Source organism: Pseudomonas sp. LBUM1676 (assembly GCF_059695605.1).
Map to the genome: position 1 here is coordinate 626,248 of NZ_CP166777.1, position 25,121 is coordinate 651,368.

The window sequence follows — 25,121 nt, forward strand, 5'->3', positions numbered from 1 at the left end:
CTTTTCATGCCGTCGAACAAAGCAGGCATAATAACGCGCCTTCGCTCGCGAAGCGCCTTTCCCACACAGCTGGTTGCCCTCTTGAACGAACGCCCGATGTCCATCGCCTTACGCCCCTCGGCTTGTCCGGGGTTGCTGCGGATCGTTCCCGCGCTGGATGGCGGTATTTGTCGGATCAAACTGAACGGTGGCTGGATCAGCGCCGTTCAGGCCGAGGCGGTGGCAGGTGCCGCCGAACGGTTTGCCAGCGGCGTGATCGAGGCGACCAATCGCGCCAACCTGCAGATACGCGGTATTGGCAGCGAACAGGCGGCGTTGATCGACAACCTGCTCGCCGCAGGTCTGGGGCCACAAACCGCCGCTGGCGATGATGTGCGCAATCTGATGCTCAGCCCAAGCGCCGGGATTGATCGTCTGAGCATTTTCGATACGCGACCCTTGGCCGAACAGATTCTTGCCACTGTGCAAAGTCATGCGCGCTTCCACGCGCTCAGCGCCAAGTTCGCCGTGCAACTGGATGGCGGTGAGGCATTGGCGATGCTCGAACACCCCCATGATTTGTGGTTGAGCGCTGTTGAACAAGACGGCGAATGTTGGCTGGCCTTCGGGCTGGCCGGTTGCCCGACCGATGCGCCAGCCAGCGCGGTGCGAGCGGAGGACGGCCACGCGTTGGTGGTCGCGGTGCTTGAGTTGTTCCTTGAGTTGGCACGCCCCGACCAGACACGCATGCGTCATTTGCTGGCGGAGTTCCCACTCGCCGAGTTTCTCGCACGTCTGGCTGAGCGCGTGCACTTGAAGTCGATCACCCATTGGCGACGCTCCTCGAGTCCGGGTGTACTGCACATTGGCGTCCATCCGCAGGCCGAAAGCGGGCACCTGTACGTCGGTGCCGTGCCACCACTGGGTCGGCTGAGCCCGGCGATGCTCCGAGGCGCGGCACACCTGGCGACCAGGTTCGGCGATACGAGCCTGCGTTTCACGCCTTGGCAAAGTCTGGTGGTGCCCAATGTGCGCAAAGAGGACGTTGCCGAAGTCATCCGACAGCTTGAATGGCTGGGCCTGCTGTGTGATGCCGATCAGATAGTGTCACGGCTGATCGCCTGCACCGGTTCGACCGGCTGCGGCAGAGGCTTGGCTGACACCAAAGGCAATGCACTGCAACTGGCCGCGTTGCTTCAACGTCATGGTCAGGTCCTGAACGTGCATTTATCCGGCTGCTCGCGATCCTGTGCCGCCGCGCATATCGCGCCGGTCACTTTGCTGGCCGTCGCCCCCGGTCACTACGACCTCTATTTTCGCGATGCAGGGCATCCCGGTTTCGGCACCCTGCACGCACGCAACCTTACTATTGAAGCGGTCGCAGCCTTGCTCGACGACCGCTCACGGAGCCCCCTTGATGCTTGATTACATCCGCGACGGTCAGGAGATCTATCGCAACTCTTTCGCGATCATTCGCGCAGAGGCCAACCTCGACCGGATTCCGGCTGACCTGGAAAAACTCGCGGTACGGGTGATTCACGCCTGCGGCATGGTCGATGCGATTGACGGCCTGCAATTCTCCGAAGGTGCAGGCAAAGCCGGGCGCGCTGCGCTGGCTGGCGGCGCAGCGATCCTGTGCGACGCGCGGATGGTGTCCGAAGGCGTGACCCGTACCCGTTTGCCGGCGAACAACCAGGTCATCTGCACCCTGCGTGATGAAAGCGTTCCAGACCTGGCCCGGGAGTTGGGCAACACCCGCTCCGCTGCCGCCCTGGAACTGTGGCGTCCGCACCTGGAAGGCAGTGTGGTGGTCATAGGCAACGCGCCGACTGCACTGTTTTATCTGCTGGAAATGCTCGACGCCGGTGCCCCGAAACCGGCGTTGATCCTCGGCTTTCCGGTGGGCTTCGTTGGTGCCGCCGAATCCAAGGCCGCACTCGCCGCTGACAGTCGCGGTGTGCCCTTCGTCATCATGCAAGGCCGGCTGGGCGGTAGCGCCATGGCCGCCGCCGCCGTCAATGCCCTCGCCACGGAGATCGAATGATGCAGCAACCTGGACGTTTGATCGGCCTTGGCGTTGGCCCTGGCGATCCCGAACTGATTACCGTCAAGGCCCTGCGCCTGCTGCGTGAATCGCCCGTGGTGGCATACTTCGTTGCCAAGGGAAAAAAGGGTAATGCCTTCGGTATCATCGAGGCGCATCTGCAGGATGCGCAAACCTTGCTGCCGCTGGTTTACCCGGTGACCACAGAGGCATTGCCTGCACCGTTGTCCTATGAACAGGTCATCAGCGACTTCTACGATGCGGCTGGCGAAGAACTGGCCGCGCATCTGGATGCCGGCCGTGACGTGGCAGTGATCTGCGAAGGCGATCCGTTCTTCTACGGCTCCTATATGTATCTGCATGATCGCCTGGCCGAACGCTACGAAGCCGAAGTCGTGCCCGGTGTCTGCTCCATGCTCGGCGGTGCCTCGGTGTTGGGTGCACCGCTGGTGTACCGCAACCAGAGCCTCTCGGTGTTGTCCGGAGTGCTGCCGCACGAAGATCTCAAACGCCGTCTTGCCGATGCCGACGCGGCGGTGATCATGAAGCTGGGACGCAACTTCCCCAAGGTCCGACAAGTACTTGAGGAACTTGGCCTGGCCGGTCGTGCGCTGTATGTAGAGCGTGCGACCATGGCCAATCAGAAGATCGTTCCAATGGATCAAGTCGAACCGATGTCCTCGCCATACTTCTCTTTGATCATCGTTCCTGGTGAAAGGTGGCAAGGCTGATGACACGTCCAGCTCCGGCAATCGTCATTCTCGGCAACGGCAGCCTCGCTACCGCGCAAACCATTCAACAGTTGTACCCGGGCGCCCTGATCCATGGCCTGGCCGGGCGGGTCGAGGGGGCGGACCGTGTCTATGACGAGTTCGGCACGACCTTGCGTGAACTCTATGGACAGGACACACCGATCATTGCCCTGTGCGCGGCTGGCATTGTGATCCGCACACTGGCGCCGTTGCTTCTTGCAAAGGGCGTCGAACCGCCGGTGCTGGCCGTTGCCGAAGACGGCAGCGCGGTGGTGCCGCTGCTCGGTGGATTGAGCGGCGTGAACGTTATGGCGCGGGAGATGGCGGCTGCTCTGGATGTAGCGGCGGCTATCACCACCAGCGGTGAATTGCGTTTCGGCACGTGCCTGCTCAATCCGCCCAGTGGTTATGCCTTGGGCGACCTGGAACAGGGCAAACGCTTTGTTTCCGATTTGCTGGCCGGTGAATCGGTGCGCATCGAAGGTGCAGCGCCCTGGTTGGCCCACGCGCAATTACCTGAAAATTCGCAAGCGCGGCTGACCGTTCACGTTGGGCATACCGAGCGCCAGCCTGCAAATAATGAACTGTTGATCTATCCGCGCAATGTTGTAGTTGCGGTGGGTGCCTCCACGGCCAGTTTGCCGGTTGCCATTCGCCACGCGTTGCATCAGGCAAAAATAGCGCTGCAATCGGTGGCCTGTCTGCTGGCCGCCGATACCGAGGTGGCCAACCCGACATTGCGCGAAGCGGCGCTCGAACTGGGCGTGCCGTTGCGTTTTTCCGGCGATGCAGGCGCTGTCGATAAGCTGGCTGCCAATGCCATCGGGCAGCCTGTTTCTATCTTCGGCGACGATGAGATAGTTATCGCGGTCGCCGAACAGCCGCTGGATCCGTCGCAGATAGGTCGACCCCGAGGTCGTCTGGCGGTGATCGGTCTCGGCCCTGGTGCTGCCGAATTGATGGTGCCGGCGGTCAAGGCAGAGCTGGCCAAGGCCAGCGATGTGCTGGGCTACGAAACCTATGTGCGCATGGCTGGACCATTTCGCAGCGATCAGATACTGCATTGCACCGATAACCGCGAAGAAATGCAGCGGGCACGGCATGCTTTTGAACTGGCCGCGCAAGGGCGGTCAGTCGTGGTGGTTTCCTCTGGTGACCCGGGGGTTTTCGCCATGGCTGCTGCGGTATTGGAAGCCTTGCATGAGTCCACCGATGCAGCGTGGCACGACGTTGATCTGGAGATTCTGCCAGGCGTCTCTGCTTCATTGGCAACAGCTGCCCAGGCCGGTGCACCGTTGGGCCATGACTTCTGTGTGCTGTCGCTGTCGGACAACCTGAAACCATGGGCAATCATCGAGAAGCGTCTGGATCTGGCCGCCCAGGCTGATCTGGCTCTGGCTTTCTACAATCCGATTTCGCGTTCACGCCCATGGCAATTAGCTAAGGCACTGGACATCGTCGCCCGGCACCGTACGCCACAAACACCGGTGGTGCTGGGCAGGGACATCGGCCGTCCGGGTCAGACCTTGCGCGTTACCACACTCGGGCAATTGACCCCCGATCAGGTCGATATGCGAACCATGGTGCTGATTGGTTCATCCATGACATGCGTATTTCCCCGGGCCGATGGGGGGCAGTGGGTATATACCCCGCGCTGGTATGACACCAAGCCAGTGTCCTGAATAACAGCGACCTCGTTCTGAGGTCGTTTAAAATCAGAGGGGGCAACTCTATTAGTCTGCACGTGGTTTTAAGTAAGGTTGTAATTGTTGGTATGAAGTTTATTTGATTGTGAATTGACGCTTTGGTTTATGTATTTTAGGTTTGTTTGTACCGCATGGAGCGGTTTTTTTTATAAGGAATTTTTATGGATAGCCAGATCGTCAATAGTGTGCCGGATCTCCCTTTCGACGAGGCGATGCAGGATAAATACTTTGAGTGCATCGAAACCCAACTGGCCGAAGTGCCTGAACGTTCTCGTATAAGGATGTTTTCGGCAGCGGATAGCCTGGTTGCTAACCGGACGACAGGGGACAATGATGCTTCGATCGTTGGTCAGTCCCTTATTGTGTTTGAAGAACAACTCAGCGAAGACGATAAGCAGGATGCATTGGATAGCCAGGCTTTCGCCGAAACCATTGTCCGCAAGTTACCTGGCGCAACCTCACAGGAACAGCGCTATGCCGCCTATAACGAGGCTCTGTCGGCAATTGGCTGGGTGACGGAAAGCTACACCCGCAAAAAGTATGACTCCAAAAAGCTGACGTTGACGATGAACGATGCCCTTTTACAGGTGCTTGAAACGGTTGTCAGCGCAGGGGCGGGCAACGTATTGAGTTTGGTGGCCGCCGGCCTGGAAAAGCTGAAGGGCGATAAGGCTGCGCTGAAAATTGTGGACGCAGGGAGCAAAAGTAGCCAGGTTGTCAGCTTCAAGGCTGTGCCTTGCATTGCCGCTCCAGGTGGCGGGATGGCAATGGTCATGGGCGGTCTGGATGTGTATAGCAAAAACTTTTATGGCGACTTCCTGTTTTTTACTTTCAATACGGAAGGTGTGCACCTTTTTCAAGCAGCCGGAATTCGCAAGTTCAATAAGCGGGCATTCGATCGAAAGCGTCAGAAGGTTTATGATTTTATTGATCAGAATGATGATGGCGCGTTCAAAAAACTAACCGGGCTATGAGGCGGCGAGAAAACTTTTCAGCACTTGGCGATGCCGTTGTGGTGGGTGGGTGCCTGTTGTCTTTTGCTCGAACGGTTCGTTCACAAGAACAGCAGGACATACAAGACTGCTTGCTATATGCAGAGCTGGCAGCAAATGACAAGTATCCAGAGCAGGTATCCAGGAAACGCTGGTTTGATTATTACCAGGGCCGATTATTAAAGGCGGGTTTCACTTTGAAAGCGATTGTCCCCTCCGAGCCATTCAGAGTGTCGAATATCGAGCAACTGATGAAAATCAGTCATACGCTTATCGGCCGGTTGGGGGCCGAGCGGTTGGGGCAGCTGATCGAGGAGGCTTACAGTGCTTTAAAGCTGGACGAATTTGCCTGGGACTTTTTTCGCGGCAATATTGCGCGGGTTGGCTCAGGCCTTCTGAAGTGCGCACCCTGCGAACGTCTGGATTCTGGTGAAACGGTTGTCTGCCTTTACGGGATGCGCTACAGCACCACAGTGGTCGAGCAAGATTTCTTTTTCTGGAGCGACTTCGAAAAAGAGGTGGTCATCATTCCGGATGGCGCGGTTTTCGCTTTTGATCGAGACCTGTTCGAAAACTACCGTGCACGGATTCACGAGAAAATTGATGCCTACTCCGAAAAGGCTCTCGTGCAGAAGTTGAAGCTCTGAGTCAGGGGCCGGGCGACAAGGCAGGGCTTTGGTTTAGTACAAGGCCCTGTCTTTTTTCGCAACGCCGACTAAGGCACCAGGTAGCCTCTTACCCCCGTAAAAATAATCTGCGCCGCCAAGGCACACACAAACAACCCCATCAACCGGCTGACAATCTGCAAGCCCTGATCACCCAGAATACGTTCGATGCGATTGGACAGATAAAGCACCACGCCGACGGTAAAACTGGCCAAGGCAATACTGAGGATGGCGGTGAGCTTGTCGTCCCAGTGTGGCTGGCTCACACCCATGACCAGCAATGCGCCGATAGTACCGGGGCCGACCGTCAGGGGGATGGTCAGCGGGACGATGGTCACGTCCTGTTGCACGTTGTCGGTCTGCACCGCCGACTTGCCTTGGGCCATGCCCAGCGCCGAGATGAACAGCACGCTGCCGGCGCCGATGCGAAAGGCGTCCACGGTGATGCCGAAGACATTGAAAATCACCCTGCCGAACAGATACAGCAAGACGCTGGAAACCAGCGTGGCAGTCGCCACTTTCCAGGCCAGCCGGCGTTGTTCCTTGCGCGAATAACCGCGGGTCAGACTGATGAAGCAGGACAATACGAAGAATGGGCTGTAAAGCACCAGCATCTTCAGGTAAACGCTGAACAACACGTGGAGCATGGTGCAAGCTCACTGGCGAGGGAAGTCGGGGGGAGTCTATCAGGCACTGCGGGCTCTGTCGGCTCAGGACGTTTGCGTCGCCGCCCGGTTCTGCTGATCGCGCTCGGCAACCCAATGTTCGATCAGTTCACGCAACTGCGACAGCTCGACCGGTTTGGCCATGTGCCCATCCATGCCGGCCTGGCGTGCGCGCTCCTTGTGCTCGGCGAGGATGTGCGCGGTCAGCGCTACCACGGGGGTGCGAGTTCGCTGGTTGCCGACTTCCCAGGCACGTAATTGCTGGGTGGCGGAGAAACCGTCGAGGATCGGCATTTCACAGTCCATCAGTACCAGGTCGTAGCGTTGAGCCTTCATCGCCTGCAAGGCCTCTTCGCCGTTGCTGGCGGTATCCGGTTGCAGGTTGAGTTTGCCCAGCATGCCGCGGATCACCTTGGTCGAAATGCTGTTGTCTTCGGCCACGAGAATGCGGAAGTCGCTCGGCACCTTGACCGGCAGGGTCGGGCCGGGAGGCAGGTGATGCGTAGCGACGAGGCCCTTGTCACGCTGGTTCAGCTCATCGGCGAGTGTCGTCTTGAGGGTGTAGCCGGCTACCGGTTTGGCGAGGATGCGCTTGATCCCGGAATTGCGCGCGATGATCTTGCTCGGCGCATTGCTGATGCCGGTGAGCATGATCAGCAGGATGTCGTGGTTGAGGCTCGGGTCTTCCTTGATCTTGGCCGCCAGTTGCATGCCGGTCATGCCGGGCATGTTCTGGTCGAGCAGGACCACGTCGAAGTAGTCGCGCAAGTGGGCCTTGGTGCGCAACAGCGCAAGGGCCTCCTTGCCGGAAGGTACGGCGCTGACGTTAAGGCCCCAGGCAGTGCACTGCTGCACCAATACCTTGCGACAGGTGTCGTTGTCGTCCACCACCAGCACCCGTGCGCCCTGCAGCGGCCCATCGAGGTCGGAGGTCGGGTGTTCGAGGCGGTCGGCGTCCAGTGGCAAGGTCAGCCACAAAGTACTGCCCTGGGTGCTGCCGCTCTTGATGCCGAACTCCCCTTGCATCAAGCGGATCAACTGACGGGCGATCACCAGCCCCAGATTTCCCCCCAGACGGGTCGCCGAGAGGAAGTTTTTGCTGTGCAGTTCGGCGTGCATCAGCGCGTCGCGCTCTTCGGTGTCCATCGGCTCGCCGCTGTCCTGAACGGCAATGCGCAAGCGCGGTTTGGCGCTGCGCTCATCGAGGGCGACAACGATCAGGATTTCGCCTTCATCGGTTTTCTTCAGGGCGTTTTCCAGCAGGCTCAGCAGCGTCTGGCGCAGGCGCGTCGGATCACCGCTGATAACCCGCGGGACTTGCGGCTGGATAAAGCTGATCAGCTCGACGTTCTGTTGTTCGGCCTTGGCGCGGAAGATGCTCAGGCAGTCTTCGATCAGCGCATTGAGATCGAACTGAACGTCATCCAGCTCGATCTGCCCGGATTCGAGCTTGGAGATGTCGAGGATCTCGTTGATCAGCGTCAGCAGTTCGTTGCCGGCACTGTGGATGGTTTGCACGTAGTCGCGCTGCTTGACCGAGAGCGGCGTGCCCAGCAGCAGTTCGGTCATGCCCAGCACGCCATTCATCGGGGTACGGATTTCGTGGCTGATCTTTGCCAGGAACTCGGCCTTGGCGTTAATCTCGGCGTTGCTGGCGGCCAGATCGCGGCTGAGGCTGAATCGGTCCTCGGTGATGCTGCGCTGGCGCTCACTCAAGGCAATGCTCATCAGCAGGCCGCTGATACAGATGAACACCAGCAGGGCGGTGATCAGACCTTGCGGCTCTACCAGGGTCAGCCCCAGCAGCGCGGGCAGAATAATCAGTGTACCGACGTTGAATACCACCATTGCCAGCACGAAAAGGCGGGCGGGACGATAGCCTTTTTGCCAGTGGTGGGCGCTGACGAACAACATGCTCAGGCCAGCAAGAGCGACCAGGGCGTAGGTGATGATGTTCAGCGGCAGCGTGTTGACGAACAACAGCAGCAGACCGCAGACGATGATGAACACAATGTTGCCCAGTAACAGCTTGTTCAGCGGGTGCGGGCCGAGCGGGGCGAAGAAGCGATACGCAAACATCAGGCCGCAGGGTGCTGTCAGCAGCAGGGCAAGATAAGCGCCAGGCGTTTGTACCGCATGCCAGTCCGGCAACCAGGGGCCTGCGAGGTTCAGCAGCAGCACCAGGCTGAGCATCAACAATGCTTCACAGCCAGCCAGCCAAAGTCCGCTGCGGGACCGGGTATAGGCGTAGCGGATCAGGTTGTGCAGGATAAGCATCCCGAGGCAGCCGAACAGAAGACCGTAGATCAGGGTCTGGCTCTGATTGGCCGCGGTCATGATTGCCGATTGCAGGGTGATGTAGGGCCGCATCTGGTGTTCGGAAACCAGGCGCAGGTAGACGTCGAGGGGGTTGTCGCTTTGGGGCAACGGCAACATGAAGTCGCTGTTGGGTAGTGGCCTTTCAGCTTGAGGCTGTTGCGAGCCGCTGTCCAACTGCTCGATCAGCGTGTCGCCGTCCAGTACATAAAGATCGAGGTCGGAAAGGTCGGGAGCGAACACCCGCAGCAACTGTTCATGCTTGCCGGGCGCGAGCCTGAATCGCAGCCATATCGCACCATCGGGCTCGGCCGCGGTGATGTGATCGAGTTCGATGGGGCTGAATTGATTGGCATAGCGAGTGGAACGGATGTCGCTCAGCTGCAGGTCGCCCTGTTCGTCGAGCAATACCGCCCAGCCACTGCCTTGCGCGGCCATGGCCGGGAGCAGGCAGAGCAAAGTCAGCAGAGTGACAGTGAAACCTATGGCAATCCTGAGCCAGCGCACGGCGAAATCCCTTCGTAGGTTGATGCCAGAATATAACTATGCGCGGCGCCGGAACAGCCCGGCAAGGGCCTGACGCCCTTGCCCTGCCGAATGGATGGCTTATTCCTGATTTTCGCCGCGCTCGCGGGCAATGGCACGGTAGCCAATGTCCTTTCGATAGAAACAGCCTTCCCACTCGATCCTGGCCGCCAACGAGTAAGCCTGCTGCTGAGCCGCATCGACGCTGGCGCCCATGGCCGTGGCGCAGAGCACCCGACCACCGGCCGTCACCACTTGACCGTCCTTGAGTGCAGTACCGGCATGGAAGACTTTGCCTTCCAGTGCCGCGGCTGCATCCAGACCCCTGATGGCCGCGCCTTTGGCGTAATCACCAGGATAGCCGCCAGCGGCCAGCACGATGCCGACGCTCGGACGTGGATCCCATTGTGCTTCGACCTTGTCCAGAGCCTGCGCCAGGGCCGCTTCGACCAGCAGCACCAGGCTCGACTGCAGACGCAGCATGACTGGTTGGGTCTCAGGGTCACCGAAACGGCAGTTGAATTCGATGACTTTCGGGTTACCTGCCTTGTCGATCATCAGGCCGGCATACAGGAACCCGGTGTAAACGTTGCCTTCCTCGGCCATGCCACGCACGGTCGGCCAGATCACCAGGTCCATGACGCGCTGGTGCACTTCGCTGGTGACCACTGGCGCAGGGGAGTAAGCGCCCATGCCGCCGGTGTTCGGGCCGGTGTCACCGTCGCCGACACGTTTGTGGTCCTGGCTGGTGGCCATTGGCAATACGTTCTTGCCGTCGACCATGACGATGAAGCTGGCTTCTTCGCCGTCGAGGAACTCTTCGATTACCACGCGCGAACCGGCGTCACCGAAAGCATTGCCCGCGAGCATGTCGCGTACGGCGTCTTCGGCGTCGCGCAGGGTCATGGCAACGATCACGCCTTTACCGGCGGCCAGGCCATCGGCCTTGATCACGATCGGTGCGCCTTTTTCTCGCAGATAAGCCAGGGCTGGCTCGATCTCGGTGAAGTTCTGGTAGTCGGCGGTCGGGATCTTGTGGCGAGCCAGGAAGTCCTTGGTGAATGCTTTCGAGCCTTCCAGCTGCGCAGCGCCCGCGGTCGGACCGAAGCAGTCCAGGCCGCGGGAGCGAAACAGGTCGACGACGCCAGCGACCAGCGGTACTTCCGGGCCGACGATGGTCAGGGAAACGTTCTTCTCGGCGAAGTCGGCCAACTGCTCGAGGGCCAGCACGTCGATAGCGACGTTCTCGCACTTGGCTTCAATGGCCGTGCCGGCATTGCCGGGCGCCACGAAAACCTTCTGCACGCGGGGATCCTGAGCCACTTTCCAGGCCAGGGCGTGTTCACGGCCACCGCTGCCAATGATCAAAACATTCATTTCAAAAACCTCGGATGACGCTAATTCTGGGGAACATGCTGGGCCGTTTTACTGTGGGAGCTGGCCTGCCAGCGATGCAGACAACTCGGTTTATTAGCTAAACCGAGGGGATGCTATCGCTGGCAGGCCAGCTCCCACAGTCGATCGAGTTAATCAGTGACGGAAGTGGCGCATGCCGGTGAAGACCATGGCGATGCCGGCTTCGTCGGCGGCTGCAATCACTTCGTTATCACGCATCGAGCCGCCCGGCTGGATCACCGCGGTGATACCGACCTTGGCCGCGTTATCGATGCCGTCGCGGAACGGGAAGAATGCATCCGATGCCATCACCGCACCCTGCACTTGCAAACCGGCATGTTCCGCCTTGATCGCGGCGATACGGGCGGAGTTCACGCGGCTCATCTGGCCAGCACCGACACCGATGGTCTGGCGGTTCTTGGCGTAGACGATGGCGTTGGACTTGACGTACTTGGCGACCTTCCAGGCGAAGATCAGGTCGTGAATCTCTTGCTCGGTTGGCGCGCGTTTGGTCACGACTTTCAGGTCATCGGCACCGATCATGCCGATGTCACGGCTCTGCACCAGCAGCCCACCGTTGACGCGTTTGTAGTCCCAGGCAGCGGCGCGGTCTGCCGACCACTCACCGCAGGCCAGCAGGCGTACGTTGGCCTTGGCCGCCACGATGGCGCGGGCTTCTTCGCTAACGCTTGGGGCGATGATCACTTCGACGAACTGACGCTCGACGATGGCCTTGGCGGTTTCAGCATCCAGCTCGCGGTTGAAGGCGATGATGCCGCCGAACGCGGACTCGGTGTCGGTGGCGTAGGCCAGTTCGTAAGCCTGGCGGATGCCGCCTTCGGCGTCAGGGCTGACGGCCACACCGCACGGGTTGGCGTGCTTGACGATCACACAGGCCGGCTTGACGAAGCTCTTCACACATTCCAGCGCGGCGTCGGTGTCGGCCACGTTGTTGTACGACAGCTCTTTGCCTTGCAATTGGGTTGCGGTGGCGATGCCGACTTCGGCTGGCTTGGCTTCAACGTAGAACGCCGCACTCTGGTGCGGGTTCTCGCCGTAGCGCATTTCCTGGGCCTTGACGAACTGGCTGTTGAAGGTGCGCGGGAATTCGCTGCGGCCTTCTGTGCTGAGGGTTTCAGCCGCCTGGTTCACGGTGCCCATGTAGTTGGCGATCATGCCGTCGTAGGCGGCGGTGTGTTCGAAGGCCTTGAGCATCAGGTCGAAACGCTGGGCGTAGGTCAGGCCGCCGGCCTTGAGGCTTTCGAGGACGCTGGCGTAGTCGCTGGCATTCACCACGATGGCCACGTCTTTGTGGTTTTTTGCAGCCGAACGGACCATGGTCGGGCCGCCGATATCGATGTTCTCGATCGCGGTCGGCAGGTCGCAGCCTGGCTTGTTGATGGTGGCTTCGAACGGGTACAGGTTGACCGCTACCAGGTCGATCGGCTTGATGCCGTGCTCGTTCATGATGGCGTCGTCGATACCGCGACGACCGAGGATCCCGCCGTGGATTTTCGGGTGCAGGGTTTTCACCCGACCGTCCATCATTTCTGCGAAACCGGTGTAATCCGCGACTTCCACTGCGGCAACGCCGTTGTCACGCAGCAACTTGAACGTTCCACCGGTGGAGAGGATCTCGACGCCCAGGGCTTCAAGCTCCTTGGCGAATTCGAGAATCCCGGTCTTGTCGGAAACGCTGATCAAGGCGCGGCGGATCGGCAGGCGGGTAGTCTGGTCGGTCATTTCAATTTCCATCAAAAGCAAAGGAGTCAGCAAAAAAGGCGACCGGTTTTACGCGGGCGCCTTTCTGGTTTGATTGAATGCTTACAGCAAATCGTACTGCTTGAGTTTCTTGCGCAGGGTGCCTCGGTTCAGTCCGAGCAGCTCGCTGGCCTTGGTCTGGTTGCCCTTGACGTAGTTCATCACGCACTCGAGCAGGGGAGCCTCGACTTCGGAAAGCACCAGGTTGTACACATCCGTGACGGCAGCGCCCTCAAGGTGGGCGAAATAATTGTGCAGCGCCTTCTCGACACTCCCGCGAAGGGTCTGGCCTTCTTCGCTCGGCGTGTTCAGGTGCTGTTTCAAATTCACGTTGTCGCTCACGGGTGTTGTTCCACTCACTAAAGTCTCGGTCATCATCGTCATGCGGCCACCTCGTCTCCGTCCCCTGTCAGGCTCTTGTAACGTTCGGCGAAGAAGCCCTGAACGTTGGCGCATTGTGCTTCCGTATCTTCCAAACGATTGAAGTGGGTGCGAAATTCCCTGGCACCCGGCAAGGTTGCGAGATACCAGCCCACATGCTTTCGAGCGATGCGTACGCCCATCACGTCTCCGTAGAAAACGTGCAGCGCAGCCAGATGCTCAAGCAGAATGCGTTCCACCTCGATCAGGTCCAGTGCCGGGAGTTTCTCGCCGGTACGCAGAAAATGATCGATCTCACGAAAAATCCATGGCCGCCCCTGGGCGGCCCGGCCTACCAGCAGGCCATCGGCACCGGTCGCGTCGAGCACGTACCGGGCCTTCTCGGGCGAGTCGATATCGCCGTTGGCGAACACCGGAATCGACACCGCCTGCTTGATCGCGGCAATGGTGTCGTACTCGGCAACGCCTGTGTACAGATCGGCACGGGTGCGGCCATGAACCGCCAGCGCCGTAATGCCCGCCTGCTCGGCGATCTTCGCCACGGTCAGGCCGTTCCTGTTGTCCCGGTCCCAGCCGGTGCGGATCTTCAGGGTGACCGGCACATCAACCGCAGCTACCACGGCTTGCAGGATCTCGGTCACCAGTGCTTCATCTTTCAACAGGGCGGAACCGGCGGCCTTGTTGCAGACCTTCTTCGCCGGACAGCCCATGTTGATATCAATAATCTGTGCGCCCAGTTCGACATTGGCCCGGGCTGCATCCGCCAGCATCTGTGCATCACCGCCGGCGATCTGTACCGAACGGGGCTCGGGATCACCTTCGTGGATCATGCGCATCCGCGATTTGCGGGTGTTCCATAAACTCATGTCGCTGGTGACCATTTCCGAGACTACTAGCCCCGCGCCCAGTCGCTTGCACAGCTGACGAAAGGGTTGATCCGTAACGCCCGCCATAGGGGCCAGGATCAAGCCGTTGTGCAATATATATGGACCGATGCGTACCGCCGACATAGGACTTCCCGTTGTGGGGCCGGATCATTAGAGTTCGAAAAAGGGTTGGCATGATACCCGCTCTCGATGACTGGATAAAGGCTGAATTGAACAAAATCTGAACAGTAATTCTGTTATCGCCAGCGGTTTGGTATGAACGGTCAAAGTCAGAAATATGCCGTCAAAGCCGTAACACTGAATCGTTTCACTCGGGCGAATGGAAGCTCAAGCTGTAATTCACCGCTTTGGAGCCTGGATCGAGAATATCCAGCGCGATGTGGATCGGCGTTTGTGGAGGCATTTCCGCCATGCCCTCGAGATCGCCGTTGAGGTACTCGCCGGGCTTGAAGCGACGGCTGGCGATCAGGTGACCGTTGAGGTCGGCAAAACGCAACTCCAGCAGCGGGAAGGGCTGGGAGAAGGGGGCGCGGTTGTAGATGATCGCGTCGACCACCAGTGCACCGCTGAAGTCCGGGTGGCTGCGCACCACCAGGTTGCTGCTTCTGATTTTCGCGATGTCGACTTTGGACGGCACGGTGCAGCCGATCTGCGGGCACACCTGCTGGAACCACGGCCGGTATTGATCCTGGCGCGCCAGTTCGTCGAAGTGGTAGGCGATGTACTGGCCAGCGAGAGCAGCGGCGCCGAGCAGGATCAATAGCAGCCAGAACAACCGTCGCCCCCAGGGTGAACGGCGTTTTTGCCAGTCGAGTTGCAGCGGATCGTCGGTCAGATCCTGCAGGACTTCGGCGCGTACCGCCGGTTCGCTGCGTTCACGTCGCTTGCGCAGGGGTTCGATCAAGGGCAGGTCGTCGTCGATCTGCGTGGTGGCTGACAGTCGTTCGTGGTGAATCGGGGCGTCAAGGGGATCGTTCAGGCGCAGTCTCGGCGGCGCCTCGTCGTCCAGGTCTACCGGTTCCAGCGACAGCGAAGGTTCGGTGCGCGCGAGGACGCCCGTCTCGATCACCGGTTCTGGCAACACACTGACTTCGGTCGCTCGCGCACGATCGGCGGCCGATTCGCTGAACAGGCTGTCGGACCAGGGGTCTTCGTCATGCTCGGCGGTATCCCGGCGAGCGCTCAGGCTGTCTTCGCGGTGCCGGACAAATTCCGTTGTCGGCTGGATTTCCCGCTGTTCGAGCCGGGCGAGCTCTTCATCCAGGTCGAGGCTGTCCAGATCAAGCTCGGCGGCGCTCCACTGCTTCTGGCTGATGGCCCGCGGCGGCGGTGTCTCGACCATGGCCGGGGCCGCTGGCGGGGCCGCTTCTTTGCCGGCCCGTTGCTCAAGCAGCTGTTTGGCGGCGTTGAATACCTGCAGGCACGAACCACAACGTACGACTCCGCGCGCCACGCTCAATTGAGAATGGCTGACACGGAAGCTGGTTTGGCAATGCGGGCATTGAGTGACGAAGCTGTCGGTCATGCGGCGGTCCGGTTTATGCAGAAGCTCATTCTAGCGCCGACGGCCGGTGATGCGCACCCAGCCATCGCGATTGGCGATCGGGTCCAGATCGAAGTCCCGGGCGTAGGCCGCGGCGACATCTTCCCCTTGTTCAGCAAGGATGCCCGATAACGCCAGACGACCACCCGGCCTAACCAGGCTGGACAGTTGCGGCGCCAAGGCAACCAGCGGGCCGGCGAGGATATTGGCGACCAGAACGTCGGCCTTCACCTGTGGCAAGTCTTGCGGGAGATACAGCGGGAAACGTTCTGCAGCAATATTGTTGCGTCCGGCATTGTCGCGGGATGCTTCCAGCGCCTGCACATCGATGTCGGTACCCACGGCTTCGTTGGCGCCCAGCAGCAGGGCGGCGATCGCCAGGATCCCCGAGCCACAACCGAAGTCCAGCACGTTGCAACCTTTCAGGTCCTGGCCATCGAGCCATTCCAGGCACAGCGCGGTGGTCGGGTGAGTACCGGTGCCGAACGCCAGGCCCGGATCCAGCAGCAGATTCACGGCGTCTGGCTCAGGTGCGGCGTGCCAGCTGGGGACAATCCACAGGCGCTGGCCGAAGCGCATCGGCTGGAAACCGTCCATCCAGCTGCGTTCCCAGTCCTGGTCTTCGATGACTTCACTGTGATGCTCGGGCAGCGGGCTGCCGGTGAGCAGCTCGAGGTGGGCCAGTACGCTGGCGGCTTCGGTGCCGTCTTCGAACAGGGCCAGCAGGTGCGTGTGCGACCACAGCGGGGTGGTATTGAGCTCAGGTTCGAAGATCGGCTGATCTTCAGCGTCCATGAAGGTCACCGACACGGCGCCCACTTCAAGGAAAGCGTCTTCGTAGGTTTCGGCTTGTTCTGGGCTGATGGCGAGACGGACTTGCAGCCAAGGCATGGCGGGCACCTTTGAAAAATATTGATTGCAGCCTGGCGGGCTACGGGAAGCGCGCCAGTTTACGCGAGCGCGCGGCGTTTGTGGGAGCCGCTTGAACTGCATTCACCGCGCAGTTCCTGAATGATCCAGGACCCCTGTGGGAGCGAGCTTGCTCGCGATGGCGGCATGACAGGCAACATTAATTGCGAGTGTGATGGCCTCATCGCGAGCAAGCTCGCTCCCACAGGGGATGTGTGTTGCTCGATGACACATGCAGAAACAACAAAGCCGCCCGAAGGCGGCTTTGTCGAGCGGGCTAAAGCTTAATGCTTTTCGCCAGCCAGCTTGTGTTCCAAGTAGTGGATGTTGATTCCACCTTTACAGAAGCCTTCATCACGTACCAGGTCGCGGTGCAGCGGGATGTTGGTCTTGATCCCGTCGACCACGATTTCGTCCAGCGCATTGCGCATGCGCGCCAACGCTTCGTCACGGGTTGCGCCGTAGGTGATCAGCTTGCCGATCAACGAATCGTAGTTCGGCGGAACGGCATAACCGCTGTACAGGTGCGAATCGACGCGAACGCCGTTGCCGCCTGGAGCGTGGAAATGCTTGACCGTGCCTGGGCTTGGCATGAAGGTTTTCGGGTCTTCGGCGTTGATCCGGCACTCCAGAGCATGACCGCGGATGACCACGTCCTCCTGGGTATACGACAACTTGTTGCCAGCGGCGATGCTGAGCATCTCCTTGACGATGTCGATACCGGTGACCATTTCCGAAACCGGGTGCTCAACCTGAACGCGGGTGTTCATTTCGATGAAATAGAACGCTCCGTTCTCGTACAGGAACTCGAAAGTACCCGCGCCGCGGTAGTTGATGTCGATGCAAGCCTTGACGCAGCGTGCGAGGACTTCCTGGCGAGCTTTCTCATCGATGCCCGGTGCCGGCGCTTCTTCGAGAACCTTCTGGTGGCGACGTTGCAGCGAGCAGTCGCGGTCGCCCAGATGGATCGCCTGGCCCTGGCCATCGGAAAGCACCTGGACTTCCACGTGACGTGGGTTGGTCAGGAATTTTTCCAGATAGACCATCGGGTTGCCGAACGCCGCGCCTGCTTCAGAGCGGGTCAGTTTCGCCGAAGAGATCAGGTCTTCTTCCTTGTGCACAACGCGCATGCCGCGACCACCGCCGCCACCAGCGGCCTTGATGATCACCGGATAACCGACTTCGCGACCGATGCGCAGAGCGGTTTCTTCGTCTTCAGGCAGCGGGCCGTCGGAACCCGGAACGGTTGGAACGCCGGCTGCGATCATGGCGTGCTTGGCCGATACCTTGTCGCCCATCAGGCGAATGGTGTCGGCTTTCGGGCCGATGAAGGCGAAGCCGGAGTTTTCCACCTGTTCGGCGAAGTCGGCGTTTTCCGCAAGGAAACCGTAGCCTGGGTGAATGGCGGTAGCGCCGGTCACTTCAGCCGCGGCGATGATTGCCGGAATGTGCAGGTAAGAGTGGGCGGCCGATGCCGGACCGATGCAGACGGATTCGTCTGCCAGGCCCAGGTGCATCAGTTCCTTGTCGGCCTTGGAGTAAACGGCGACAGTCTTGATGCCCATTTCTTTGCAGGCGCGCAGGATCCGCAGGGCGATCTCACCGCGGTTGGCGATCAGAACTTTTTCCAACTTCGCAGTCATCAAAGGCTCTCCGCGGTTCAAACGATGGTGAACAGCGGTTGGTCGTACTCAACCGGCTGGCCGTCTTCGACGAGGATGGATTCGATCACACCGCTGGTTTCAGCTTCGATGTGGTTCATCATCTTCATGGCTTCTACGATGCACAGGGTGTCGCCTTTCTTCACGGTCTGGCCGACTTCAACGAAGGACGGCGAGCTTGGCGAAGATTTGCGATAGAAGGTGCCGACCATAGGCGAACGGGCAACGGTGCCGTTCAGAACTGGCGCGGCGGGAGCCGCAGGGGCGGCAGCGGCAACCGGAGCAGCAGCAACAGGCGCTGGTGCAGGAGCATGCATTGGAGCCGGTGCGTAGTACTGCTGAGCCGGGGTCTTGCTGTGGCGGCTGATACGTACGGACTCTTCGCCTTCCTTGATCTCGAGCTCATCGATGCCGGACTCTTCCAGCAATTCGATCAGTTTCTTAACTTTACGGATATCCATGAATCATCAACTCCCAAGGGTCGGTCAGGGGCGTTTAACGCTTGTTGTTCAAGCCGTTGCCTGTCTTTCAAGCTGCTCTAGTGCGGCCTCCAGGGCCAGTCGATAACCGCTGGCGCCAAGGCCGCAGATCACTCCCACCGCTACATCGGAGAAGTAAGAGTGATGGCGGAAAGGTTCGCGTTTGTGCACGTTAGACAAATGCACTTCGATGAATGGGATGCTCACTGCCAGCAGCGCGTCACGTAATGCGACACTTGTGTGCGTAAAAGCTGCAGGGTTGATCAGAATGAAGTCCACACCTTCGCTGCGGGCAGCGTGGATGCGGTCGATCAATTCGTACTCGGCATTGCTTTGCAGGTGCAGCAAATGGTGGCCGGCTTCACGGGCACGGCGTTCCAGGTCCTGGTTGATCTGCGCCAGTGTCGTAGCGCCGTAGGTGCCCGGTTCACGGGTGCCGAGCATGTTCAGGTTGGGTCCGTGCAGAACCAGTAGCGTCGCCATCTGCTGTTCCTTGTTGTCTGTGTGCAATTGTCAGAACCCGGAGACTATGCCGCAAAGCCTTTGTGACTGTCCAGTTCTATGCAATAGCCCGCATGATGGCCGATGTTTGCGCGAATTATATGACTGAGTGGTTAAATCCGGTCATTTGCTTTCGCAACACGTTCGGCGAAGTCCGCTGCGTTGATCTCGCCGATTACTCGCACATCGGTGTGTTCAACACCGTCCTTGCCGAAAAGCATCAAGGCCGGAGGACCGAACAGTTTGTATTGGTCGAGCAGCGCACGCTGCTCGGCGTTGCTCGCGGTGATATCGAAGCGGATCAGCCGATATCCCTTGAGTCGTTCGACGACGGTGGCATTGTCGAGCACTTCGCGTTCGATGACTTTGCAGCTGATGCACCAGTCGGCGTACCAGTCGAGCAGCAGCGGGGCGCCGGAGGATCTCGCCTCGGCGAGCGCGCGATCCAGCTCCGCCGGGGTGCTGATGGTCTGCCAGGTGCTGCTGTCATGCGCTTGCTCACTGTTGGTGATAATGCGCGGCTGGCCAATCGGATTGAGCGGATCGGTCTGGCCGCTGAAGGCGCCGTACCAACAGGCCAACGCGTAAAACAGCAGGAACACCCCCAGCAATTGACCGAGGCGTTTTCTCGGCGGCTTGTAGACAAATTCCAGCGCGCCCATGAACAACCCGACGCCACCGGCCAGCAAGCCGATCAGCAGCAAGGTGATCTGGCCGGGCAATACCCGGCTGAGGAGGCCGATCGCCAGCCCGAGCAATAACACCCCGATCGCGTTCTTCACGTAGATCATCCACGGCCCGCTTTTTGGCAGCCAGGCTGCGCCACTGGTGGCCACCAGCAGCAACGGAGCGCCCATGCCGAGGCCGAGCATGAACAGTTTCAGGCCGCCGCCGAGTGCGTCGCCGCTGGCGCTGATGTACAGCAAGGCGCCCGCCAGTGGCGCCGAGACGCAGGGTGAAACCAGCAGGCTGGAGACCACGCCCAGTACCGCCGCGCCCCACAGCGTGCCGCCTTCGGTGCGGCCGGCGATGCGATCCAGCCGACTGCTGATGGCATGCGGCAGCTTGAGTTCGAACACCCCGAACATCGCCAGGGCGAACAGCGCAAAAAACATCGCGAACGGCACCAGCACCCACGCCGATTGCAGGCGTGCCTGGAGATTCAGTTGTGCGCCGAACATGCCCATCAACGCACCGAGCAGGGCGAAGCAGATGGCCATTGGCAGCACATAAGCCAGTGACAGGTTGAATCCGCGCCAGCCGCCGACCTGGCCGCGCAAGACCACCCCGGAAAGAATCGGCAGCATGGGCAGGACGCAGGGCGTGAAGGTCAAGCCCAGGCCCGCGAGGAAGAACAGCGCCAGTTCCCGCCAGCTCCAGGTGGCGTAGGCGCCGCTGCCATCGATACTCAGGCGCTCGGTCTCGGGCGGATAGCACAGGCCTTTATCGGCGCAGCCCTGATAGGTGATAGCGAGGGTGAAGGCGCGCTGATCGGTGCGCGGCACTTGCACTTCGAGAATGCCGTGATAGACCTCGACATCGCCGAAGTACTCGTCGTGTTTCTGTTCGCCCTTGGGCAGTTGCGCGGTGCCGAGGACGACGTCGGCAGGCTCGGCGCGAAACTGGAAGCGGTGGCGGTAGAGGTAGTAACCCTCGGTGGCGACGAAACGCAGTTTGATCGATTGCGGCGTGGTTTCTACCAGGCTCAACCGAAAGGCTTCGCGTACTGGCAGGAAGTCAGCGCTGTTGTTGATCGAGCCCAGGGTGGAACTGGGCCGACTGTCCGGTAAACCGGCAGCGGTGGCCGGCAGGGCGAGCACAAAAAACAGCAGGCAAAGCAAGCGGCGCATGACAGTCTCGCGTATCGGAAGTGAGGGCATGATAGCGGACAGTCGCGGGGGTGTGCAGGGCGGGGAATTGTGGGGTGATTGTTCTGGCGCCTTCGCGAGCAGGCCCGCTCCCACATTGGATCTATGCACGACGCAGACCAATGTGGGAGCGAGCCTGCTCGCGAAGGCGATCTTTCAGACGCGGAAGGCCTGAACGGCTGTATGCAAGCGCCCGCCTAACACCAACAAATTCTCCCCCTGGACGCGCCCCTCGCCAATACGCAACAAGTTATCCCCACCCAACTGGTGAATCCGCTCACTGTGATCACGGATTTCGCTGACAGCACCGCTCTGCTGGGCGGTGACATCGGCGATACGCACGGCGGTGTCGGAAATGGTCTGGATGGCCCCGACGATTTTATCCAGTGCACCGTCGGCTGCCTGGGCCTGGCTGGCGGTGGCTTCGGCGTGTTCGACCTGGGCGCGCATGCCTTCCACCGATTGCCGCGCAGCACTTTGCAGGCCTGCGATCAGCATCTGAATCTCTGCCGTTGCGCCGGCAGTGCGTTGTGCCAATGAGCGAACCTCTTCGGCCACCACCGCAAACCCCCGGCCCATTTCCCCGGCGCGGGCCGCTTCGATGGCGGCATTCAGGGCCAGCAGATTGGTCTGGTCGGCAATCGAGCGAATCACCGTCAGCACACCTCCGATGGTCGCCGATTCCTCGGCCAGCTGTTCGATCATCTGCGCGTTGCCTTGCACTTCACCCACCAACGCATGCAGCCCGGTCAGGCTCAGGCCGATGACTTTCTGACCGTGCTCCACCGCCAACCCCGCATGTCGGCTGGCGTCGGCAGCCTGGCTGGCATCGCCGGCCACTTGTTGAATGGTCGCCTCCAGTTCACCGAGGGAGTCGCGGATCAATGCCGTGTCGCCGGCCTGGTGTTCGGCGCCACTGTGCAGGTCATGGCTCAGCTCGGCCAGGGTGCGGCTGCTGCCGGCGACTTGCTCCGCATTGGCGCGAATGGTGCCCACCAGATCCACCAGATAAGCCCTCAGGCGATTGAGCGAGGCTTGAATGTCATGCAATTCGCGATTGGTCTTGCCCAATTCGATGTCTTGGCTGAAATCACCCTCGGCCCAGGTCGACAGGGCCGGTGCGAGGTTGGTCAGGGTCCGGGCCAGGCGTCGTTGCAGGGTATCGATCAGCAGCGCGATCAGCAGGATCAGACCGATCATCGCCCCTTGCATCAGCCGCACTTCGCTCTGGATCTGCCCGTGCTGGGCACGGACCACCGGCTCCAGCCTGGTGATGGCCTGCTGCACGGCAGCGATTTTCAGGTGGGTGGCGGCGCTGAGATCGGCGCGTTGGAGGATCTGTTCGCGGGTACGGGCAAGCTCCGAAGGGTAACGGGCCAACAGACTGTTGAGTTCTCGCTTGAGGGCAATGCCTGCATCTTCGGCGACGGTTTTCTCGGCGTTCTCCAGGCCCATCATCGCTGCGAAATCATCCGTATTCGATTCACTGCTGGCCGTTACGCCCAGCAGTGGTAAGGCATCCAGCTGCTCGGCCTGTATGCGGATGTTGCTGACTTCGCGCTCGACATCCGCGGCCAGTTCGCTACGACCGCTGCTGACCAGTTTGTCCCGGGCCAGGGACAGCTTGCCCACGTGCCGGGAGGCCGCGAGTAAGGGTGTCAGGTAAGCCGCGTTGCCAGTGGCGTATTGGCTGAGCTGGTCGAGACTGGCGCCGAGTTCGCGTTCGGCTTGCAGCAACAATGCCTGCGGATCGCCCGCGAGCTTACCGGCGGCCAAGAGATCGGTTTTGCTGAACTCATCCAGATTTGACAGGCTCGGGCGCAGGGTTTCAGCCAAGGCCGGCGGCAACTCGCCAATCTCTTTTTGCAGGCTGTCGATGGCCTGGCTGGCGCTGCTCAGGCGCAGGGCATCACCGCTGGCAAGGTAATCCTCGACGTTGCGCGCGACGGCATTCTGAAATTGCCGGGACAGCCCCAGGTAACGCTCCATCAATAGATAAGGGCGCTCCAGGGCCTTTTGCGACCACCAGAGGGTGGCGCCGAGGGCCACGCACACGGCGACTAACAGCAGGGTATTGAGATTGGTCAGCAGCTTCAGGCGCATCGCGGGTCTACCAACGGCAGAATGGTAAGCGCTTGAAGTTATTGCGTTTGTATTACTGGGTTATGACCGAATCGGTCGATTCTGGTGAAAAGGTGGCACCCTGCCTTGATGTTTGCGCCGCCTGTACGCGATTGCGTCCGGCGTGCTTGGCGCGGTACAACGCCTCGTCCGCCTGGCTGGCCATCATCAGGCCGTCGCAGTTTTCGCCCAGCTCGACCACCCCGGCGCTGAAGGTGCACCGCAGGTCCTGGGGCTGGGCCGGGTAATGTATTTCGGCAAAGCGCTGGCGGATTTCTTCGAGCACTTTGCAGGCCGATTCAAGGTCGGTGTCCGGCATGACGATGGCAAACTCTTCACCGCCGTAGCGGCCAATGAAGTCGGTCTTGCGCAACCGTTGCTTGAGGAACAGTGCCAGGCTTTTGATCACGCGGTCGCCCATGGGGTGGCCGTGGCTGTCGTTGACCCGTTTAAAGTGGTCGATGTCGAGCATGGCAAAGCTCAGCGGCTTGCTTTCGCGACGGGCGCGGAAGCTGCAGTCTTCGAGTAATTGCAGGATGTGGGTATGGTTGTACAGCCCGGTGAGGCTGTCTCGAACCATCCGCGCTTTCAGGTTGCGCGCCCGCGCGGCACGGGTGCGCACGGTGGTGATCAGGTGTCGGGGCTTGATCGGTTTGGTCAGGAAGTCGTCGCCCCCCTCGCTCATGGCGTCGAGCTGCTTGTCCAGATCGTCTTCGGCGGACAGGTAAATGATCGGGACGCTGACGTAACGGTCATTGTGGCGGATCACCTTGGCCAGTTCAGTGCCGGTGCAGGCCGGCATATACATGTCGAGGATGATCAGGTCCGGCTGGAAATCTGCCAGCTCGGCCATCGCCTGGATTGGCTCGATCAAGGTCCGCGTGACGATCCCTGCGCTGTTGAGCAAGCGTTCGGTGTGCAACGCCTGGGCGCGCGAGTCATCGATGATCAGCACTTTATAAGGTTCGTACTGGGCCACGCAGGTCAGGATTTCGATTTTCTCCAGCAGACTCGACGCCTCGAGGGTGCCGGTCAGGAACTCCCGGCCACCGGCACGCACCGCGGCGAGGCGGGTAGGCGTGTCGGTTTCCTGCAGGCTGAAAAACAGCAGCGGCAAGGGTTCATCGAGACCGACCTGGGCTTCGGCGGCCAGCTTCAGGCCGATGCCGGCACCACTGAAGTCCACGTCCATGACGATCGCAGCGGGTGAACGTTCGACCATCGACGAGCGAAATGCCGCCACGCTGTGCAGGGATTGGGCGCTGAGCCCGAAAAATTCCAGCTGCTTGGCCAGGCGCTCGGCGCGGTCGTGATCCTGCAGCACCACGTAGATTGGCTTGCGTAATGGCGGGAGGAAAGTTTGTTCGAGCTGATCACCATGGCGCAGGCCAGTGCGCGACAGGCGTTGCATCAAGCGATTGAGGTCAGTGATCAGGCCGCTGCTCAGGCGTCCGCGATTGGCGTCGACAGCCTCCAGCGACTGGCCGATGTAGCGCGCCAGTTGGGTGTGTTCCGGTTGTTCGAAACGTTCGGCGAAGCGCAGCAGGCGCAGGTTTGCCTCGCTCAGTTCCGCTAAGTCGGAGTTTGACCATTCACTGTGTTGCAGGCGCTGCCATATCTCAAGAATTTGACGTGCCTGATGGATTACCCGCTGGGCAAAGTGGTGCTTGAGGCGCTCACGGCTGGGGTCTTCTGGCTCGGTCATATCCTGACTACTGGGTAGGGTGCATGCTGAGGTCGACTGGTGGCCCTATGCTAGCACCACTTTACATTTGCATGAGTGTCGCACGTCAATAATCTGCAAAGCGACCTCATTCAGTTTCTGGCCGACTGGCCGGATAGGCTGGCGGCTGTGCTTCATTTATAGTGGCCGCTCGATCGCGCCCGCTGCGCGGCTTGTCGCTTGCGCCGGATTTAATGCGCGGCAAACGAGGCACGATGGCGTAGGGTTGTGGTCGAACCGATGAACTC

19 protein-coding genes and 1 pseudogene are annotated in these 25,121 nt (G+C 60.2%); 6 read left to right on the plus strand and 14 right to left on the minus strand.

The window, feature by feature from the left end:
- Positions 1–96: 96 nt before the first annotated feature.
- The 6 genes from cobG (at position 97) to ACA041_RS02850 (ending at position 6,120) form a co-directional block, all read left to right on the plus strand.
- Complete coding sequence (cobG, locus tag ACA041_RS02825; RefSeq protein WP_497439795.1) at positions 97–1,404, plus strand: precorrin-3B synthase; 1,308 nt, start codon at positions 97–99, stop codon at positions 1,402–1,404.
- The gene (locus ACA041_RS02830; RefSeq protein WP_497439796.1) at positions 1,397–2,023 is read left to right on the plus strand and encodes a precorrin-8X methylmutase; all 627 of its coding nucleotides are present in this window, start codon (positions 1,397–1,399) and stop codon (positions 2,021–2,023) included. The genes cobG and ACA041_RS02830 overlap by 8 nt, the downstream gene beginning before the upstream one ends.
- Positions 2,023–2,754 (plus strand): precorrin-2 C(20)-methyltransferase, encoded by a 732-nt coding sequence (locus ACA041_RS02835; protein WP_497441997.1) that lies wholly within the window; start codon positions 2,023–2,025, stop codon positions 2,752–2,754. The genes ACA041_RS02830 and ACA041_RS02835 overlap by 1 nt, the downstream gene beginning before the upstream one ends.
- Positions 2,754–4,457 carry a precorrin-3B C(17)-methyltransferase gene (gene cobJ / locus ACA041_RS02840; RefSeq protein WP_497439797.1) on the plus strand — a complete coding sequence of 568 codons (1,704 nt, stop codon included), beginning with the start codon at positions 2,754–2,756 and terminating at the stop codon, positions 4,455–4,457. Before ACA041_RS02835 ends, cobJ begins: the two co-directional genes overlap by 1 nt.
- Before the next feature lie 185 nt (positions 4,458–4,642).
- Complete coding sequence (locus ACA041_RS02845) at positions 4,643–5,455, plus strand: hypothetical protein (RefSeq protein WP_497439798.1); 813 nt, start codon at positions 4,643–4,645, stop codon at positions 5,453–5,455.
- A 56-nt stretch (positions 5,456–5,511) separates the two neighbouring features.
- Entirely contained in the window at positions 5,512–6,120 is a 609-nt protein-coding gene (locus ACA041_RS02850) for a hypothetical protein (protein ID WP_497439799.1), read from the plus strand.
- Positions 6,121–6,188: 68 nt separating this feature from the next.
- Here ACA041_RS02850 and ACA041_RS02855 read toward each other — a convergent pair whose 3' ends face one another.
- From ACA041_RS02855 to ACA041_RS02920, 14 genes and pseudogenes are all read right to left on the minus strand, one after another.
- The gene (locus ACA041_RS02855; protein WP_497439800.1) at positions 6,189–6,785 is read right to left on the minus strand and encodes a MarC family protein; all 597 of its coding nucleotides are present in this window, start codon (positions 6,783–6,785) and stop codon (positions 6,189–6,191) included.
- A gap of 63 nt (positions 6,786–6,848) precedes the next feature.
- Positions 6,849–9,626: a hybrid sensor histidine kinase/response regulator gene (locus ACA041_RS02860; protein WP_497439801.1), complete on the minus strand. Its 2,778-nt coding sequence runs from the start codon at positions 9,624–9,626 to the stop codon at positions 6,849–6,851.
- A 99-nt stretch (positions 9,627–9,725) separates the two neighbouring features.
- Entirely contained in the window at positions 9,726–11,021 is a 1,296-nt protein-coding gene (purD, locus tag ACA041_RS02865) for a phosphoribosylamine--glycine ligase (RefSeq protein WP_497439802.1), read from the minus strand.
- 153 nt (positions 11,022–11,174) lie between these two features.
- Positions 11,175–12,782 carry a bifunctional phosphoribosylaminoimidazolecarboxamide formyltransferase/IMP cyclohydrolase gene (purH, locus tag ACA041_RS02870; protein WP_497439803.1) on the minus strand — a complete coding sequence of 536 codons (1,608 nt, stop codon included), beginning with the start codon at positions 12,780–12,782 and terminating at the stop codon, positions 11,175–11,177.
- A gap of 81 nt (positions 12,783–12,863) precedes the next feature.
- The gene (gene fis / locus ACA041_RS02875) at positions 12,864–13,184 is read right to left on the minus strand and encodes a DNA-binding transcriptional regulator Fis (RefSeq protein ID WP_007907419.1); all 321 of its coding nucleotides are present in this window, start codon (positions 13,182–13,184) and stop codon (positions 12,864–12,866) included.
- Positions 13,181–14,191: a tRNA dihydrouridine synthase DusB gene (gene dusB, locus ACA041_RS02880; protein WP_497439804.1), complete on the minus strand. Its 1,011-nt coding sequence runs from the start codon at positions 14,189–14,191 to the stop codon at positions 13,181–13,183. Before dusB ends, fis begins: the two co-directional genes overlap by 4 nt.
- 184 nt (positions 14,192–14,375) lie before the next feature.
- Entirely contained in the window at positions 14,376–15,593 is a 1,218-nt protein-coding gene (locus tag ACA041_RS02885) for a DUF3426 domain-containing protein (protein ID WP_497439805.1), read from the minus strand.
- Positions 15,594–15,623: 30 nt separating this feature from the next.
- The gene (prmA, locus tag ACA041_RS02890) at positions 15,624–16,502 is read right to left on the minus strand and encodes a 50S ribosomal protein L11 methyltransferase (protein WP_497439806.1); all 879 of its coding nucleotides are present in this window, start codon (positions 16,500–16,502) and stop codon (positions 15,624–15,626) included.
- 302 nt (positions 16,503–16,804) lie between these two features.
- Positions 16,805–18,163 (minus strand): acetyl-CoA carboxylase biotin carboxylase subunit, encoded by a 1,359-nt coding sequence (accC, locus tag ACA041_RS02895; protein WP_497439807.1) that lies wholly within the window; start codon positions 18,161–18,163, stop codon positions 16,805–16,807.
- Positions 18,164–18,180: 17 nt separating this feature from the next.
- Entirely contained in the window at positions 18,181–18,642 is a 462-nt protein-coding gene (gene accB / locus ACA041_RS02900; RefSeq protein ID WP_054044024.1) for an acetyl-CoA carboxylase biotin carboxyl carrier protein, read from the minus strand.
- A gap of 48 nt (positions 18,643–18,690) precedes the next feature.
- On the minus strand, positions 18,691–19,143 hold the full coding sequence (gene aroQ, locus ACA041_RS02905) for a type II 3-dehydroquinate dehydratase (protein WP_017336343.1): 453 nt from the start codon (positions 19,141–19,143) through the stop codon (positions 18,691–18,693).
- 131 nt (positions 19,144–19,274) lie between these two features.
- Positions 19,275–21,011: a protein-disulfide reductase DsbD gene (locus ACA041_RS02910; protein WP_497439808.1), complete on the minus strand. Its 1,737-nt coding sequence runs from the start codon at positions 21,009–21,011 to the stop codon at positions 19,275–19,277.
- 174 nt (positions 21,012–21,185) lie between these two features.
- Positions 21,186–21,692, minus strand: a pseudogene (locus tag ACA041_RS02915) (methyl-accepting chemotaxis protein); the annotation flags it as partial.
- Positions 21,693–23,184: 1,492 nt separating this feature from the next.
- Entirely contained in the window at positions 23,185–24,855 is a 1,671-nt protein-coding gene (locus ACA041_RS02920; RefSeq protein ID WP_497439809.1) for a diguanylate cyclase, read from the minus strand.
- Between the last annotated feature and the right edge of the window lie 266 nt (positions 24,856–25,121).